The 16,498-nt window shown below is 61.0% G+C and carries 16 protein-coding genes and 1 pseudogene; 6 read left to right on the plus strand and 11 right to left on the minus strand.

From position 1 onward, the window contains the following. The first annotated feature begins 45 nt into the window (after positions 1 to 45). Positions 46 to 1,173, plus strand: a complete 1,128-nt coding sequence (locus MN188_RS12510; RefSeq protein WP_242109442.1) for a beta-ketoacyl-ACP synthase III — start codon at positions 46 to 48, stop codon at positions 1,171 to 1,173. Positions 1,174 to 1,227: 54 nt separating this feature from the next. Here MN188_RS12510 and MN188_RS12515 read toward each other — a convergent pair whose 3' ends face one another. After that, entirely contained in the window at positions 1,228 to 2,667 is a 1,440-nt protein-coding gene (locus tag MN188_RS12515; RefSeq protein ID WP_242109443.1) for an aldehyde dehydrogenase family protein, read from the minus strand. A 182-nt stretch (positions 2,668 to 2,849) separates the two neighbouring features. On the opposite strand from MN188_RS12515, the gene MN188_RS12520 reads away from it, so the two are divergent. Further along, positions 2,850 to 3,503 (plus strand): peroxiredoxin, encoded by a 654-nt coding sequence (locus tag MN188_RS12520; RefSeq protein WP_242109444.1) that lies wholly within the window; start codon positions 2,850 to 2,852, stop codon positions 3,501 to 3,503. 83 nt (positions 3,504 to 3,586) lie between these two features. Here the strand turns inward: MN188_RS12520 and MN188_RS12525 are convergent, their stop codons facing one another. The 4 genes from MN188_RS12525 to MN188_RS12540 form a co-directional block, all read right to left on the minus strand. Further along, positions 3,587 to 3,781 (minus strand): DUF2783 domain-containing protein, encoded by a 195-nt coding sequence (locus MN188_RS12525; RefSeq protein WP_242109445.1) that lies wholly within the window; start codon positions 3,779 to 3,781, stop codon positions 3,587 to 3,589. A gap of 5 nt (positions 3,782 to 3,786) precedes the next feature. Continuing rightward, positions 3,787 to 5,397: an FAD-dependent oxidoreductase gene (locus tag MN188_RS12530; RefSeq protein WP_242109446.1), complete on the minus strand. Its 1,611-nt coding sequence runs from the start codon at positions 5,395 to 5,397 to the stop codon at positions 3,787 to 3,789. Positions 5,398 to 5,543: 146 nt separating this feature from the next. Next, complete coding sequence (locus MN188_RS12535; RefSeq protein WP_242109447.1) at positions 5,544 to 6,494, minus strand: MBL fold metallo-hydrolase; 951 nt, start codon at positions 6,492 to 6,494, stop codon at positions 5,544 to 5,546. Positions 6,495 to 6,498: 4 nt separating this feature from the next. Further along, the gene (locus MN188_RS12540) at positions 6,499 to 7,026 is read right to left on the minus strand and encodes a dihydrofolate reductase family protein (protein WP_242109448.1); all 528 of its coding nucleotides are present in this window, start codon (positions 7,024 to 7,026) and stop codon (positions 6,499 to 6,501) included. Positions 7,027 to 7,072: 46 nt separating this feature from the next. On the opposite strand from MN188_RS12540, the gene MN188_RS12545 reads away from it, so the two are divergent. After that, positions 7,073 to 7,636, plus strand: coding sequence for a DUF2585 family protein (locus MN188_RS12545; RefSeq protein ID WP_242109449.1), 564 nt, complete (start codon positions 7,073 to 7,075; stop codon positions 7,634 to 7,636). A 21-nt stretch (positions 7,637 to 7,657) separates the two neighbouring features. Here MN188_RS12545 and fahA read toward each other — a convergent pair whose 3' ends face one another. Both fahA and hmgA read right to left on the minus strand, forming a co-directional pair. Next, complete coding sequence (gene fahA, locus MN188_RS12550) at positions 7,658 to 8,920, minus strand: fumarylacetoacetase (protein WP_242109450.1); 1,263 nt, start codon at positions 8,918 to 8,920, stop codon at positions 7,658 to 7,660. Positions 8,921 to 8,945: 25 nt separating this feature from the next. After that, positions 8,946 to 10,304: a homogentisate 1,2-dioxygenase gene (gene hmgA / locus MN188_RS12555; protein ID WP_420838982.1), complete on the minus strand. Its 1,359-nt coding sequence runs from the start codon at positions 10,302 to 10,304 to the stop codon at positions 8,946 to 8,948. A 207-nt stretch (positions 10,305 to 10,511) separates the two neighbouring features. Here hmgA and MN188_RS12560 point away from each other — a divergent pair. Then, a pseudogene (locus tag MN188_RS12560) lies at positions 10,512 to 10,634 on the plus strand (chemotaxis protein MotB); the annotation flags it as partial. Between the two features lie 203 nt (positions 10,635 to 10,837). On the opposite strand, the gene MN188_RS12565 reads toward MN188_RS12560, so the two are convergent. Further along, positions 10,838 to 11,191, minus strand: a complete 354-nt coding sequence (locus MN188_RS12565) for a flagellar biosynthesis protein FlgN (protein ID WP_242109451.1) — start codon at positions 11,189 to 11,191, stop codon at positions 10,838 to 10,840. Next, complete coding sequence (locus tag MN188_RS12570; protein WP_420838983.1) at positions 11,178 to 11,480, minus strand: rod-binding protein; 303 nt, start codon at positions 11,478 to 11,480, stop codon at positions 11,178 to 11,180. Before MN188_RS12570 ends, MN188_RS12565 begins: the two co-directional genes overlap by 14 nt. 116 nt (positions 11,481 to 11,596) lie before the next feature. Between MN188_RS12570 and MN188_RS12575 the strand changes: the two genes are divergently transcribed. Both MN188_RS12575 and MN188_RS12580 read left to right on the plus strand, forming a co-directional pair. After that, positions 11,597 to 13,291, plus strand: a complete 1,695-nt coding sequence (locus MN188_RS12575) for a flagellar hook-length control protein FliK (RefSeq protein WP_242109452.1) — start codon at positions 11,597 to 11,599, stop codon at positions 13,289 to 13,291. Between the two features lie 11 nt (positions 13,292 to 13,302). Continuing rightward, positions 13,303 to 13,983 carry a flagellar hook capping FlgD N-terminal domain-containing protein gene (locus MN188_RS12580; protein WP_242109453.1) on the plus strand — a complete coding sequence of 227 codons (681 nt, stop codon included), beginning with the start codon at positions 13,303 to 13,305 and terminating at the stop codon, positions 13,981 to 13,983. 165 nt (positions 13,984 to 14,148) lie between these two features. On the opposite strand, the gene ubiB is transcribed toward MN188_RS12580, so the two are convergent. Next, positions 14,149 to 15,678: a 2-polyprenylphenol 6-hydroxylase gene (ubiB, locus tag MN188_RS12585; protein ID WP_242109454.1), complete on the minus strand. Its 1,530-nt coding sequence runs from the start codon at positions 15,676 to 15,678 to the stop codon at positions 14,149 to 14,151. Between the two features lies 1 nt (position 15,679). Continuing rightward, entirely contained in the window at positions 15,680 to 16,432 is a 753-nt protein-coding gene (gene ubiE / locus MN188_RS12590; RefSeq protein WP_242109455.1) for a bifunctional demethylmenaquinone methyltransferase/2-methoxy-6-polyprenyl-1,4-benzoquinol methylase UbiE, read from the minus strand. Positions 16,433 to 16,498 lie beyond the last annotated feature (66 nt).

A 16,498-nucleotide genomic window follows, 5' to 3' on the forward strand; every position in this document is an offset into this window, starting at 1 on the left:
GCCTGACCTGTTTGAGTGAGTGGACGTTGCAAAAGGGGCCTTCGCATGTTCAATCCCGTCATTTCCGGCACTGGTGTGTATACTCCGAACGAGGTCATCTCAAACGCCGAGCTGGTCGTTGCGTTCAATGCTTATGCGGACAAGCAGAACGCCCTGAATGCCGACGCCATCGCGGCGGGCGAGGCAGAAGCGATGGGGCATTCTTCAGAGGAGTTCATCGTGCAAGCCTCGGGCATCGAACAGCGCTATGTCATGGACAAGTCGGGGGTTCTGGACCCGGACCGGATGTATCCGGCGCTGCGCGAACGGGCGGATGACGAACCAGGGATCATGACGGAAATGGCAGTGGATGCCTGCAAAAAGGCCTTGGCCGCCGCTGGGCGCGAGGCGGATGAGGTCGACCTGATCATCTGCGCGGCCTCGAACCACGAACGCGCCTATCCGGCCATTGCGGTGGAAATCCAGCAGGCGCTGGGCGCAGGTGGGTTCGGCTTTGACATGAACGTGGCCTGCTCCTCGGCGACGTTCGGCATTCAGGCCGCGTCGGACATGGTCCGATCCGGGTCGGTGACCCGTGCTTTGGTCGTGAACCCAGAGATTTGTTCGGGCCATCTGGAATGGCGCGACCGCGATTGCCATTTCATTTTCGGCGACGTGGCGACCGCGACGCTGATCGAACGGAAAGAGCATGCCAAGGGCGCGCATTTCGAGATCATCTCGACCCGCTGCCTGACCCAGTTCTCCAACAACATTCGCAACAACAACGGTTTCCTGCGCCGGTCGCGGGAACAGACCGGGGCGTTGGATGACCGGCGTGACATGCAGTTCATGCAAAACGGCCGCAAAGTGTTCAAGGAAGTGCTGCCGATCGTATCGAAACACATCCTTGGCCACATCGAAGAGGAAGGCGTGTCGCGCGATGAGCTGAAGCGGCTTTGGCTGCACCAGGCCAACAAGGCGATGAACGACTTCATCGGCAAAAAGGTTCTGGGGCGGGTGCCCGAGCCAAGTGAACAGCCGAACATTCTTCAGGAATACGCCAACACGTCGTCGGCCGGGTCGATCATCGCGTTTGACAAGTATTCCAAGGACCTGGCGCCCGGAGACCTGGGCGTGATCTGCTCCTTCGGCGCGGGCTATTCCGTGGGATCCGTTCTGGTCAAACGCGCCTGAACACGAAAACGGCCCGCAAAATGGCGGGCCGCTTGATGATGTGAAGGGTGAGGGTCAGTCGTTCGACCAGCCCGACACGGCTTTGACTTCCAAAAAGTCCTCGATCCCCAGCACACCGCCTTCGCGCCCGTTACCGGACTGCTTGTAGCCGCCGAACGGCGACCCCGCGGCCCGCGATGTGCCGTTCATCTCGACCATGCCCGACCGCATCTGGCGCGCCACCCGGTTGGCTTTCGAACCGTCCTGGGTCTGCACATAGTTGGTCAGACCATAGACCGTGTCATTGGCGATCTCGATGGCTTCTTCTTCGCTGTCGAACGGGATCATCGACAGGACCGGGCCAAAGATTTCCTCGCGCGCGATGGTCATTTGGTTGGTTACATCGGCAAACACGGTGGGTTTGACGAAAAAGCCTTTGTTCAGCCCCTCGGGTCGCCCGGTGCCGCCCGCGATCAGACGGGCGCCTTCGTCGATGCCCTGCTGGATCAGGTCCTGGATCTTGTTCCACTGCAATTCGCTGACCACCGGGCCGATGTGGCGACCTTCCTCATGCGCAGGACCAACGGTGACCTTCTCAGCGGTTTCGCGCGCGATCTCGACCGCCTGGTCATAGACGCCGCGCTGCACCAACATGCGCGAGGGCGCGTTGCAGGACTGGCCCGTGTTGTTCATCATGTGCAGAACGCCCCGCTTGACCGCCTTGTCGTCGGCGTCGTCAAAGATGATGTTCGCGCCCTTGCCGCCCAGCTCAAGCGACACCCGCTTCAGCGTGTCCGCCGCCGCCTTGGAAATCGCGATGCCGGCGCGGGTCGAGCCCGTGAAGCTGACCATGTCGACATCCGGGTGGGTCGACAATTGCGTGCCAACGCCCATGCCGTCACCGTTCACCATGTTGTAGACACCCGCCGGGAAGCCGGCTTCGTCCACGATCTCGCTCCAGACGATCGAGGACAGCGGAGAGACCTCGGAGGGTTTCAGAACCATCGTGGCCCCCGCGGCCATCGCCGCCACGCATTTCAGCGTGACCTGGTTCATCGGCCAGTTCCACGGCGTGATCATGGCGCAAACGCCGATGGGTTCATACAGAAGCCGGTCGTTCGGCGCATGGGCGCCCAGCATCTTTTCGAAACCGAAATCCTTGAAGGCCTTGATGAAGTTCGAGATGTGCCAGCTTCCGGCCCCCACCTGACTTTGCCGCGCCATGTCGATCGGCGCGCCCATCTCAAGGCTCATCGCCTCGGCCAGGTCGTCGCCGCGTTTCTGGTAGACCTCCAGCAGCTTCTCGATCAGCGCAAGGCGGTCTGCCTTCGGGGTAAACGCCCAACTGTCGAAAGCTGCCTTTGCGGCGGCCACCGCAGCGTCGGTATCGGCCTGGTTCCCCAGCGAGATGACTGCGCAGGGCTCCTCGGTCGACGGGTTGATCACCTCAAGGTCATTCGCGGCCGCGGGGGCAACCCACTGGCCATCGATATAGAAGTCGCGTTTCTCGATCATGGTCGGCTCCTGTCCGGAATTTCAGCGCAGATTGGCACCGCAGTTGAGGTCGTGCAAGGTGGATTCGACTTAATTTGATCAAATTTTTCATCGGCGGTGAAAATATTTTGAGCAAGGACTTCAAAAGCTAGTTTTAGAATACATCTAACCTGTAACGGACAACGAAATGACAGGAGAATGATATGGGGCTGCGACTCAACGAATTGGTACCGAACTTCACAGCAATGACGGATCAGGGCGCGATCACCTTCCACGATTGGATCGGTGACAGCTATGCCATTCTGTTTTCACACCCGAAAGATTTCACGCCGGTTTGCACCACCGAATTCGGTGCTGTGGCGCAGCTGGCCGAGGAGTGGGAAGCGCGCGGCACCAAGGTGATTGGCCTGTCGGTGGACAGCGCCGAGGAACACGTGAAGTGGAAGACAGACATCGAAGGCTTTGCCGGGGCAAAGGCGGGGTTCCCGATTATCGCGGATGAAGACCTGGCAGTGTCGAAAGCGTTCGACATGCTGCCCGCCGAGGCCTATTTGCCGGATGGTCGCACGGCGGCCGACAGCGCGTCGGTGCGGTCCGTGTTCATCATTGGGCCGGACAAGAAGCTTCGGCTGTCGATGACCTATCCGATGTCGGTCGGGCGCAACTTTGCCGAAGTTTTACGCGCGCTGGACGCGGTGCAGGCCACGGATGGCCAGCCGATCGCGGCCCCCGCGAACTGGGTCAAAGGGCAGGACGTGATCGTGTCGCTGGCGCTGTCGGACGACGAAGCGAAAGCGAAATACGGAGAGGTCGACGTGAAGTTGCCCTATCTGCGCACGACCGCTGACCCCAGCTGACGCGAGACGCTGTTAAAAGGAAAAACGCCGCCCCCATGAAGTATGGGGGCGGCGTTTTGCTTGATCCTGATTTAGCGCCCGGCCTAGCCCGCGGTCTTTGCCACAGCGATGGCGTCGTCCAGGATCGCCCGATCCCCGACGTGGTTTGCCAGCACCAGCACAAGACGCGCGTTCAGTGCGTCGCTTTCTGCTTTTGTCAGGCCTTCGTGCGCGGCCAGCAGGCTGGCATAGAAGTCGTCGGCGCCGGGGATGTTCGGTTGAAGGTTCAGATCGGACATGGGTCTTACTCCTTGCCTGTGGCGCGGCGGATCGCAGCGCGGAACAGATTTTCGTCAAAAGATGCGCGGCGTGCGGCGACGTGTTGGTCGGGGCGGATCAGGTAGACCGCCGACGGCTCGTCCCCAAGGTATCGCGCCTTAAGTGCGCCCGACGTGTCATCCTTGGCCGACAGCGCCAGGCGGGTGACCTTGATCCCGTCTTCTTCGATCATGTCCGGCGCGTCGGCGTCTATGGTCAGCAGCGTGAACTGGTCGCCGAGTTTGCGCAGCAGATAATCGTCCCCCAGCTTCACGTCCGGGCAGGGCGATCCTGGCCGGGTACGCTCCGGCCCGTTTAGGGCGTCCGCCGTGTTCAGGGGCGAGCCGTCATAGGTGCAGGGCACCGACAGGCGGCCGGCATTGACCAGCGGGCGGGCGAAATCGTGAGTTTCCGCCAGGTCCAGTACCGCGTCACGCAGGATGCGGGACATGTCCGACTTCGGCGTGATGAAATCGGTCGAGCGCGATGAGTTCATGATGTTCTCATCCGCGCCGTGCACGCGTTCGTAATCATAGCTGTCCAGCAGCGCCTCGGGGGCCTTGCCGTCCATCACCAGTTTCAGTTTCCAGCCAAGGTTGTCGGTATCCTGAAGGCCGGAGTTGGCCCCGCGAGCGCCGAATGGCGACACCTGGTGGGCGCTGTCCCCGGCGAAGACAACGCGACCGTGGCGGAATTTCTCCATCCGGCGGCATTGGAAGGTATAGATCGACACCCATTCCAGTTCGAAATCCACATCTTCGCCCAGCATCGCCTTGAGGCGGGGGATGACGTTTTCGGGTTTCTTTTCCTCTTCCTTGTCGATGTCCCAGCCCAGTTGCAAGTCAATGCGCCAGACGTTGTCGGGCTGTTTGTGTAGCAGGGCAGACTGGCCCTTGTTGAAGGGCGGATCGAACCAGAACCAGCGTTCGGTTGGGAAGTCCGCCTCCATGATCACATCAGCGATCAGGAAGTTGTCTTCGAACACGCGACCGACGAAATCGAGCCCCATCATCTGCCGGGTGGGGGATCCTGCACCGTCGCAGGCAATCAGCCAGTCGGCTTCGAGATTGTAGGGTCCTTCCGGCGTGTCGATCTCAATCGTTGCGTGGTCGTCGTGGGCGCCCACCGCCGAGACCTTGTTCTTGCCCCGGATCTCGATCTGCTTGCCTTCGGCTTGCAGTTCATGAACCCGGTTCACCAGGTATTCTTCGAAATAGTATTGCTGCAGGTTGATGAAGGCGGGGCGTTCGTGGCCGTCTTCGGGAAGCAAGTCGAATTCATAGATCTTGCGTTCGTCAAAGAAGACCTTGCCGACATTCCATTCGACACCCTTGTCGACCATCGGTTGGCCGCAGCCCAGGCGGTCGAGGATCTCCAGCGGGCGTTTGGCGTAACACACGGCGCGCGACCCGAAGGACACCTTGTCGTTGTCATCCAGGACTACAACCGGCACGTCCTGTTGCGCCAAGTCGATCGCAGCACCCAGACCGATGGGGCCGGCGCCGATGATGACGACGGGGCGGCGGACAGGCATTTCGCTGTCCTGGTCCTTGCTGCGCGTATACGCATACATCGGAACTTCGAAGATCTTGTTCATGGGGTCCTCCAGCGGCGGGCAGATTCTGTCTTAACTTAGCATGACGCATATTATTGCGTCTGCAACGAATTGGATGGACCGCTCATCGGCCGTGACCGGCCTCTTCGCGAAGAGCACCTGTCAGGGTGCGATGAGCGGCCCGAGGATCAGCCTTGCAGGGCTGCCCACATCTCCAGATCGCGTTCAGCGGTCCAGATGCGGGGCGTGTCGATGCCGCGGGCTTCGTCATAGGCGCGGGCGACGTTGAACGGCAGACAGTGTTCATAGATCGCATAGTCGGCGAACTTGGGGTCGCAGGCTTCGCGCACCGCGTCCCAGGCTTCTTTCAATGTGCCACCGCGTGCGGCGACTTTAGCGGCCGGGAAGTATGTGCTTTCGACGAAATCGCGGGTGCTTTCGATGGCGGATTCAACTGCGGCCTTGCCGATCAGTGCGGCACCGCGACCCGGCGCAATGGCGTCCACGTCGAAGGATGCGATGTTGTCCAGCGTGCTGCCCCAGTCGCCGAAGTGACCATCGCCGCAATAACAGGCCGAGTGGTCTTCGACGATATCGCCGGTGAACATGACGTTCTGGTCCGGCACATGGATGACGATATCACCCGCCGTGTGGGCGCGGCCCAGGTGCATCAGGTCGACCCGGCGGTTGCCAAGGTACACGGTCATGTCATCCGAGAAGGTCGTGGTCGGGTAGGTCAGGCCCGGAATGCTTTCATGCCCTTCGAACAGGCGGGGAAAGCGCTGGAACTCGCTGTCCCAGTCTTCCTGCCCACGCTCAACAACCATCGCACGGGCGGTGTCGCCCATGATGATCTGGCTGGCGCCATAGGCTGAAGCCCCCAGCACGCGCACGGCGTGATAATGGGTCAGAACCACGTGGGAGATCGGCTTGTCGGTGACGGTGCGCACGCATTCGATCACCTTGTTGGCCAGACGCGGGGTGGCCTGTGCTTCGACGATCATCACGCTGTCGTCGCCGATGATGACGCCCGAGTTCGGGTCGCCCTCGGCAGTGAAGGCGTAGACGCCGTCACCAACCTCGTCAAAAGTGATCTTCTTTTCCGTCATGTCCCCCTGGGACGCGAAAGCCTTGGCCATGTGTTTAATCCTTGATGTCGTAGGTGAGGTCGAGAATGCCGCCCGGTCGCGCGGAACTGGCAGTCAAAGTCAGGTTGCGGGTTAGGCCGGTGGTGAACAGCGGGCGACCGCCGCCCAGCACCACCGGCATGATGAAAACGCGCAGGCTGTGAAACAGGCCCGCATCCAGAGCGGCGCGTTGGGTTTCGCCGCCGCCCATGATCCAGACGGTTTCGTGACCGTCCTTTGCGATTGCGCGACGCAGGGTGTCGATGTTCCCGGCCGCGGCGATGTGATCGCCCGAGAAATCCTTGCGATGGCTCAATACATATCCGGGTCGGTCCTCATAGGGCCAGCCCCAGCCCATCACCTGGTCGTAGGTCGGGCGCCCCATGACAAGGGCGTCCACACCCTTGATGAAATCACCATAGCCGCCATCATCCCCGCCGTCGCTCATCGCGGCGTTGAACGGGTCCAGCCAGGCCACGCCGCCATCCGGCGTGGCGATGAAGCCATCAAGGCTCATGGCGATATATCCAACAAAGCGCGTCACTGCATACTTCCTAGACATGGGCGGGGGCGTGTGATTCCATCCCCGCATGTTTGAACGTCGTTTTCTGCCCTATTGGGCCACCGGTTTCGTGTTTGTCGCAACCCTTGTGATTCTGTGGGCGATGGGGCGCAATCTGATCTGCCCGTGTGGCGACATCCGTTTGTGGTATGCGGGCGATGACAGCGGGCAGAACTCTCAGCACCTGTTGGATTGGTATGCGCCCAGCCACCTGATCCACGGGCTGCTGTTCTATGGCGCGACCTTCCTGGTGATGCGCAAGTTGGCGCTTGGCTGGCGTTTGCTGGCGGCCACGCTGGTCGAATGCGCCTGGGAGGTTGTCGAAAACACCGAGGCCGTGATCAACCGCTACCGTGAATTCACCGTGAGCGGCGAATACTGGGGCGATGCGGTGATCAACTCGGCGATGGACATCGGCGCGATGTTTCTGGGCTTCTGGCTGGCCCTGCGCCTGCCGGTCTGGCTGTCCGTGGCGATCATCGTGGGGTTCGAACTGATCACTATATTCGTGATCCGCGACGGGCTGGCGCTGAACGTCATCATGCTTTTGTGGCCCAGCGAAGCAATCCTGAACTGGCAAAGCGGTATATGACATCCAGCGCCCCACGATCCTTTAGCGCTTGAAGGGGTCGGTCAGCGCCGGCAGCACCGTGCCGGCGCAATCGCCAAAGCCGATCTGATAGCCATTGCCCTTGGCCGCACCCTTCAGGGTCAGCGTATCACCATCCTCAAGGAAGGTGCGGGTCTCACCGGTGTCCAGCGTCAGGGGTTCCTTGCCGCCCCAGCTGAGTTCCAGAAGCGAGCCGCGCTCGGGCTTCGTTGGGCCGGAAATGGTGCCGGAGCCCAAAAGATCGCCCACGTTCATCGCGCAGCCTGACGTGGTGTGATGTGCCAATTGCTGCGCGGCCGAATAATACATCTGCGCATAGTTCGTGCGCGCGATGGTGGTTTCCGCTTTGCCTTCGGGGGCAAGCGTCACCTCCAAGTCGATGTCGAACAGGCCGGGCTTGGGCTCGGCCAGGTAAGGCAGAAGCTCTTTCTCACGCTCGGGCGTGGTGGTGCGGAACGGCTCCAACGCGATGGCGGGCACGATCCACGGGCTGATCGTCGTCGCGGTCGCCTTGGCCTGAAACGGGCCAAGCGGCTGGTATTCCCAGGCCTGGATGTCGCGCGCGGACCAGTCGTTCAGAAGGACATAGCCGAAGATATTCGCGTCCGCTTCGCCCACCGTGATCGGGCCGTCCGAGGGCTGACCGACGATGGCGCCCATCTCCAGCTCCAGATCGAATCGTTTGCACGGGTCGAACGACGGCATCTGAGCGTCCGGCGCCTTCAACTGCCCCCAGGGGCGGCGCACATCGGTGCCCGACACGACGACGGACGAGGCGCGACCGTTATACCCGATCGGGATGTGCAGCCAGTTCGGCGGCAGCGCGTTCTCAGCGCCCCGGAACATCGTGCCCACGTTCACGGCGTGGTTTTTGCCAGCATAGAAATCGGTGTATTCCGACACGGCGAAGGGCATGTGCATCTCTGCATCCGCCTGCGCCACCAGGTAGCCTTTCAGTGCCGCCTGCGTGTCAGCATCCGCATCCGCGCCCAGCAGCTCCTGCAGGGAGTCGCGGAACCCGGTCCAAACCTCGGCGCCCATGTCCATGAATTCGTTCCACATCGGCAGATCGAACACCGGAACCTCGTCGATCTTGATCACGCCGGCTTCTTCCAGCGCGGTCACGTCCAGGATCATGTCCCCGATCGCCACGCCGCAATGCGGGTCGCTGTCGTCGGTGGAAAACACGCCATAGGGCAGGTTGTTCAGCGGAAACGGGGTGTCGGCAGTGTTGGCTGAAGCCACCCAGGATTTCATCAGGCTCACGTTGGTATCCTTTCCCAAATCGGGGTTATTTCTTGCCGGGGGTGCCGTCGAATTTCTTTTCGATATCCGACCAGCAATCGATGTAGTCATCCTGCAACGGCGCGTCCTTGGCGGCAAAGGCCGTCAGGTGCTGCGGGAACCGGGTTTCGAACATGAAGGACATGGTGTTGTCCAGCTTGTCAGGCCCCAGGTTCGCGTTCGAGGCCTTCTCGAACGCCTCCTTATCGGGCCCGTGCGGCAGCATCATGTTGTGAAGGCTCATCCCGCCGGGAACAAAGCCCTGCGGTTTGGCGTCATATTCGCCGTAAATGTTCCCCATCAGCTCGGACATCACGTTCTTGTGGTACCACGGCGGGCGGAACGTGTCCTCCATCACCATCCAGCGTTCGCGGAACAAGACAAAGTCGATGTTCGCCGTGCCGGGCTGGCCTGACGGCGCGGTCAGCACCGTGAAGATTGACGGGTCCGGGTGGTCGAACAGGATCGAGCCAACCGGGCAATAGGTGCGCAGGTCGTATTTCACCGGGGCGTAGTTGCCGTGCCAGGCGACCACGTCCAGCGGGCTGTGGCCGATATGGGTGACGTGGAATTGGCCGCACCATTTGATCGTGACGGTCGAGGGCACCTCGCGGTCCTCGAACGCGGCCACGGGTGATTTGAAATCGCGCGGATTGGCCATGCAATTCGCGCCGATCGGGCCACGGCCCGGAAGCTCATATTTCTGGCCATAGTTTTCGCAGACAAACCCGCGGGCCGGGCCGTCAACGACCTCAACCCGATACAGCAGGCCACGGGGCAAAATGGCGATTTCCTGTGGCGCCAGGTCGATCACGCCCAACTCGGTATAGAACCGCAAGCGGCCCTGCTGCGGCACGACCAGAAGCTCACTGTCGGCCGAGAAGAAATAGTCATCCACCATCGACTCGGTCACCAGATAGATGTGCGAGGCCATGCCAACCTGCGTGTTCACGTCACCTGCCGTGGTCATCGTGCGCATCCCGGTGATCCAGGTCAGACCCTCTTCGGTCGGGACCGGGTCCCAGCGATATTGGCCCAGCGAGATGACATCGGGGTCCACGTTCGGAGCGGATTTCCACAGCGGTACGTCAACCTTTTCGTAACGGTGCGAATGCTTGACCGACGGGCGGATGCGATAGCACCAGGTGCGTTCGTTCTGATGCGCGGGCGCGGTGAAGGCGGTGCCAGACAATTGTTCGCCATAAAGGCCATAGTTGCACTTCTGCGGGCTGTTCATGCCTTGTGGCAGGGCCCCCGGAAGCGCCTCGGTTTCAAAGTCGTTGCCGAAGCCGGGCATATAGCCTTCTGTCGTGCCGACACTGGTCTCGGCACGCGTCATGGCGCGCGTCGCGGAACTGGTGGTCATCGCGTTTCCCCCAAAATGATGCACATGTTATGCATTTCCTGTTTGCAGGTCGGACAGTATCGTTTCAGTTGCAACGAAGTCAAGTGTGGGCCGCCGCCGCGCGCCCGTCGCCGCTGCCCTCGAATCTCCCGACAATTTGAAAGGTTAAGCTTCCGGTCACGCCAACCTGATATCCACGGACTTGGGTGAAATAAATGAGGTGGTGGGATGAGTGCGCAGTCAAATGCGCCCATCGTCATCAAGAAAGTCAAGAAAGTGGTTGCCGGTGGCCACCACGGTGGTGCCTGGAAGGTGGCTATTGACTTTATTCCTTCAGTCATGCGGCGCTTTTGCGCCGGGTTGGAGATCCGCCCACAAGGAACGGGTTCAAGAGCCATTCTGACTTCTACGGATGTTCGGCTTGGCCGATCCGCGCCACCCCCTCAGGATGCCGGGACACCCTGCGCCGAAGTGCTGAACGAACTCTAAACGTGAGCGTTCAGAATGCATCGGATTTGAAGAAAAACGTGTGAACTTGGTGATGTCCTGCGGCGTCAGGCCCGCCGCTCAAAGGTGGACTTCGCCGGCATGAGGTTGGCGCTTTGCCCTCCTGCATCGTATGTGCGCAATTGGGATTTTCGGGTCTTCAGCGCCTCAAGTTGGCGCGAAACGGACTTGATACCACGCGCAACGGCAACCAAAAGTTCCTGATTGCGGTCTGCCTTCGTACGAATGCGTTCGACAACCGATGCGTCGTCGGTCGCGCCTTGTAACCGCGCCAGCAGTTTGTCCTTTTCCGGCGCCACGCGCACCAGGCCATCAAAGTTGCCCAACAGGATCAACTGGCGTTCATGGTCCAAAAGCCGTTCCAACGCGGCTGGAATATCCGGAAGATCAAACAGCACCATCGGCCCGCTCCTTTAGCGCTTCAAACAAGCTTTGCGCCAGGCCGATACCGCCGGATTCGACCATCTGTTCCGCCTGTGCCTGTCGCAGGAAGGACCCGAACTGATCCTCCCCGCTGCCTCCACCGAACAGATCAGGCGTTTTGCCCAGACCCGCGCTTTTCAGCATTTCGGCCAGGAAGCTGGCCTCCAGATCCCGCGCGGCCTGCATCAGGGCCTGATCTCCGGATGGTGCCCTCTGGGTCGTTTGCGCGATCGAAGGCGCGTGTGTCGTGGGCAGAATCTGGGTCATGGTGATTCTCTCGAATTGGAAGCACTTCCGTCGAATATGGCTTCAGTCGGTAAAGATTGAGTAACCCCGTTCTGCCATAGTCCCTGCAAACGGTGTCAGAATACCCGGAACAGAACATGCAGATTGCCTTGCCCACCCTTGCGTCTTTCCTTCCCGAAGAAACGGGAAAGGATGGTGCCGGAATCGTAACCCCTGAGCATGGATTGGAATTCGCCGCGCTTGTCTTGCACGCGTCTGACCGGGCTCAGCTCGGGCCTCCAAATCAGGAGTTTTTCGGCGCTAGCAGCCTTGCAGGCACAGAACAGGCTTCGCCCGATGTGCTGACGACCGAATTCGAGTTGCAAACCTTGCCAACGCGAAAGGAAAGCGGCCCCGTGGTGTTTGGCTTCGAGAGCCCGCTGTATCCGGTGCAAGAAGACGCAATATCCTACGGTCCAGAGTTGGCATTTGTATCACCGCCTTCTGAGGGTGAGATTGATCCGAGTCCTTCATCTCCTCTGCCGGTGGCGCTTGCACCGCCAGCGCAATGGGCCGGGGAATTCTCACCACCAAACCCGGTTTCGCCGTCTCCCTTGGCAATGTCATCGGGGTCAATGTTTGTCGCGCAGCCTCAAACCGAGGGTTTGCAAGTGAAGGCTGCAATGCCCGCGCCCACTTCCCTTGCGCCACCGACGCCCAATCCGATGATAGAAGAGGAGGGGGACCGGGCGTCAGATGCGCGCGTGTGGTCCAAGGCATCCCGAGATCCGAACTTGCCCGCCCATGTGAACGCGCCGCAGACAACCGCTCCCCAGCCCAATAACAACGCGACGCCAGGTCAGGTCGCTTCGTCTGTTGTCACCGATGCAGGCCTTGCATCCGGCCAGCGGCCGGAGCCTCTCGAATCGAATGTTCAAGGCGCGGCCCCTGTTGAAGGGCGAAGCCAACGCGCCGGGCAGGGCTTTATAAGTGCTCCAGCTCAGATCTTACATCCGCCTGCTTTGACGAAAGAGCCTGACAGAGGTCGCCCGCCGGAGTCGTCGTCTCGCGGTGTGGAGCGGAACCCTTCTTCGCCCACTGGAGCGGTCCAAACGAATGTCAGCGAGGCAAAAGCGCAAGGGCAACCCCTGACCACCACGCAGGTTCACCTGTCCGCCCAGATGTCTACACCGCCAGCGCGTCGCGTGGACCGGGAGTGGCAGGCCGAAGGGAATTTCGACCCGTTGCCCAGTCGGGAAGAACGGACACAGGTCCCGGCTATGTCACCGGTCTCCCCGCCGCTGCGGGCGGACTTGAGTCTTTCGCCGCCCATGCAAACGCTTGAGGTCATCGATACCTTCGTGCCCGAACAGGGGGTGTTGGAAATTCAATCCACGACGCCAGGGGTCACGCGGGAAGGGAGTGTTTCCGCGCAGCCGGATATTCCACGCCATATTGCCCAGCAGTTGGTCGAAGTTGCCCGCGCGCTACCGGATCGCCCGGTTGAGCTGACGCTCAATCCCGAGGAGCTCGGCCGTCTGCGCCTGACATTCACTGTTGAAAGCGGAGCCATGGCTGTCGCCGTGACTGTCGAGCGCCCCGAAACGCTTGATCTCATGCGGCGTCATATCGATCTTTTGGGCCAGGACCTGCGCGAGCTTGGTTATCGCGAGGTCAGCTTTGCCTTTTCGCACGGCGCTGCGGGGGGTGGTTCAAATGCGGATAAAGACGGGCGGTCACCCGGCACACCTTCACTTGATCCCGAAGAAGCCACCGAAACCGCGACCAATCGAGAGCCCCCTCCGATGCGCCTGACGCTTGGGGCCGGGGCTGGTATCGACATTCGCATCTGAGGAAACGGAAAATGGACATCTCTCAAACCACCCAAGCGGCATCCGCCGCGCAAGTCGCCACGAAAACCGCGCAATCTACCGCGTCAGAGGCGATGATCAGCTCGGATTTTGAAACTTTTCTGAAGATGCTGACAGCGCAAATGGAAAATCAGGACCCCCTCAATCCGATTGAATCGACAGATTATGCGGTGCAGCTGGCAACGTTTTCGGGGGTCGAACAGCAGGTGCAGACCAACGACCTTCTGAAAGGCCTGGCCGGTCAGCTGGGGTTGATGGGCATGTCGGACCTGGCGGGCTGGGTCGGGATGGAGGCGCGCGTCGCCGCGCCAACCTACTTTGACGGAAGCCCTGTCACCCTGTCGCCGACGCCGCCAAGCACGGCAGACCAGGCGGTGCTGGTGGTGCGCGACAGATCCGGTGCCGAGGTCAGCCGAACCCCCGTGCCCGCGTCGTCTGACCCAATGGAATGGGCCGGGATGGACCCCTATGGCAACCCCCTGCCGAAGGATACTTATACGTTCGAGCTGGAAAGCTATGGCAACGGATACCTCCTGTCGACCGAACCCGTGAAGGCTTACTCCCTCATCACGGAAACCCAGATGCGCGGCACTGAAATGGTTCTGGTCCTGGAAGGGGGCGCGACGATTGAGGCTGACGCTGTGTCCGCGCTGCGCGATCCGTCCCTAAGGTAATCCGGCAAGGCCGCTTGGCGCAGGACATGATGGCGGTCCGCCACGCCCAAACTGCCTTGAATGCCCCTTGTTGATTGTCTGACCGACCTGGCCCGGCGCATCTGGGGTGCTGCGGAGAGCACACCAGTGAACATCGTCATGCCCCGGCGATGTGGAAAAAACCGATCAGAGCAGGGTTGAGACCCAGATTGCCACAAGCGTCAGGCCACTGCCCAAAATCACATACCCCATGGCGCGCAATGGGCGCGCCCGATCGGGCTCTGGCAGCGGTGTGGATTGGCGGATCAAGGCGGCCTCGGCCAGGGCAGGAAGCCGCGGACCGAACCGGGCCAGAATCTTTGCGGTTTTGGCAAGATCGGCCATCAGCGCCTTGGGACCAATCGAGTTCGAAATATAGCTTTCAACCACCGGGTGGGCGACCTGCCAGATGTTGATGTGCGGATTGAGCGAGCGCGCGACGCCTTCAACAACGACCATCGTACGTTGCAGGTGGATCAGCTCGGTTCGGGTTTCCATACCGAACTTTTCCGTCACTTCGAACAAGTAGTTCAACAGCCGACCCATAGAGATTTGCGTGGCATCCATACCGAAAATCGGCTCTCCCACCGCACGCAGGGCGCGGGCAAATTCTTCAACATCCTGGCCCGCGGGCACGTAGCCGGCTTCGAAATGCACCTCGGCGACGCGGGTATAGTCGCGCATGATGAAGCCATAGAGGATCTCGGCATAAACCCTGCGCGTGTATTCGTCGATCCGTCCCATGATCCCGAAATCCAGCGCAATGATGTCGCCGTTGTGGGCGAATTTGAGATTGCCCTGGTGCATGTCCCCGTGAAACAGCCCGTCGCGCAACGCATGGGACAGGAACAATTGCAGCACCCGCTCGCCCAGCCGATCCATGTCCAGGCCCGAGGCGCGAATGTCGTCCAGTTTGTTGGCCGGGATGCCTTCGCCCCAGCCCAGGGTCATCACCGTTTTACCGGACAGGCCCCAGTTGACCGCGGGCACGATAAAGCCTTCGTCGCCTTGCGTGTTTTCGGCAAATTCACTGGCTGAGGCGCTTTCCAGCCTCAAGTCCAACTCGCCCATCACCACGCCTTCGAAATGGTTCACCACATCCTGCGGGCGCAGACGGCGGGTCGAGGGCAGAAGCCATTCGATCACCTGGGCGGAAAAGTGGAACGCGTCCAGATCGGTGCGGAAGGCGCGCTCGATCTTCGGGCGCAGAACTTTAACGGCGACCTCGCGTCCGTCACTGGCCAGCCGCGCGCGGTGCACCTGTGCGATCGACGCGGCAGCAACCGGTTCGCTGAATTCGGAGAAGACCTCATCGATGCGAATGCCCAGTTCCGCCTCGATCATCCGTCGGGCGATTTTGGTCTGGAAGGGGGGCAGCTTGTCTTGCAGGTATTGCAGTTGGTCGGCCAACTCTGGCCCGACCACGTCAGGGCGGGTCGACAGGATCTGCCCGAACTTGATATAGGCCGGCCCCAGCGCCGTGATCGCACGGGTGACCGGCGGCAGCGAGGTGTCGCCCTTCTTGCCCAAAAAGGCGAAGGGGAAGCCGATCACGCGGGCCGCGATGCGCAGGGTGGCGGGCGCGTCCAGCGCGTCCAGCACAACGCCCATCGCGCCGGTGCGTTGAAAGGTGGCGCCGGTGCGGATCAGGCGCCAGATGTTGTGCGGCCCCTTCATCTCAGATCTTCCAGCCGGAATGCAGCGCGGCGATGCCCATCGACAGGTTGCGATACTTCACGTTCTCGAACCCCGCGTCGCGGATCATCGCGGCAAAGCGCTCTTGGTTGGGGAACTTGCGGATCGATTCCACCAGGTATTGGTAGCTTTCGCTGTCATTCGCGATCAGCTTGCCCATGCGCGGGATCACGTTGAAGGAATAGAGGTCGTAAAGCTTCTGCATGCCATCATTGGGCAGCTGGCTGAACTCCAGCACCATCAAACGCCCGCCGGGGCGCAGCACGCGGAACGCTTCTTTCAGGGCGTCGGGGATACGCGTCACGTTCCGAATGCCGAAGCTGATCGTGTAGACGTCGAAGGAATTGTCGGCGAACGGCAGTGCCATCGCGTCGCCGACGACCCAGTCCAGCCGATCCGCCATGTTGCCGGCCTCGGCGCGTTGGCTGCCTTCGACCAGCATGCTTTCGGTCATGTCACAGACCACCGCGCTGGCGCCCGGGGCGCGGCCCAGGAACTTGAACGACACGTCACCGGTGCCCCCCGCCACGTCCAGCAGGCGTTGCCCGTCGCGCGGGGCCAGCCAATCCATCATCGCCTCTTTCCAGACGCGGTGGATGCCCACCGACATCACGTCGTTCATGATGTCGTATTTCGAGGCCACGTTGGTGAACACCCCGTGCACCATCCCGGCCTTGTCGTCCTCGGCCACGGTCTGGAACCCGAAATGGGTGGTTTTGTCGTCAGAGCTGCTCATCGGTCTTGCGATCCCTTGCAATCTGCCCCCTCATATCCCGGACGCAACAGGCGCACAATGGAGAGG

Origin of the sequence: Aliiroseovarius subalbicans, from assembly GCF_022678625.1 — a bacterium.
Taxonomy (GTDB): Bacteria; Pseudomonadota; Alphaproteobacteria; order Rhodobacterales; family Rhodobacteraceae; genus Aliiroseovarius_A; species Aliiroseovarius_A subalbicans.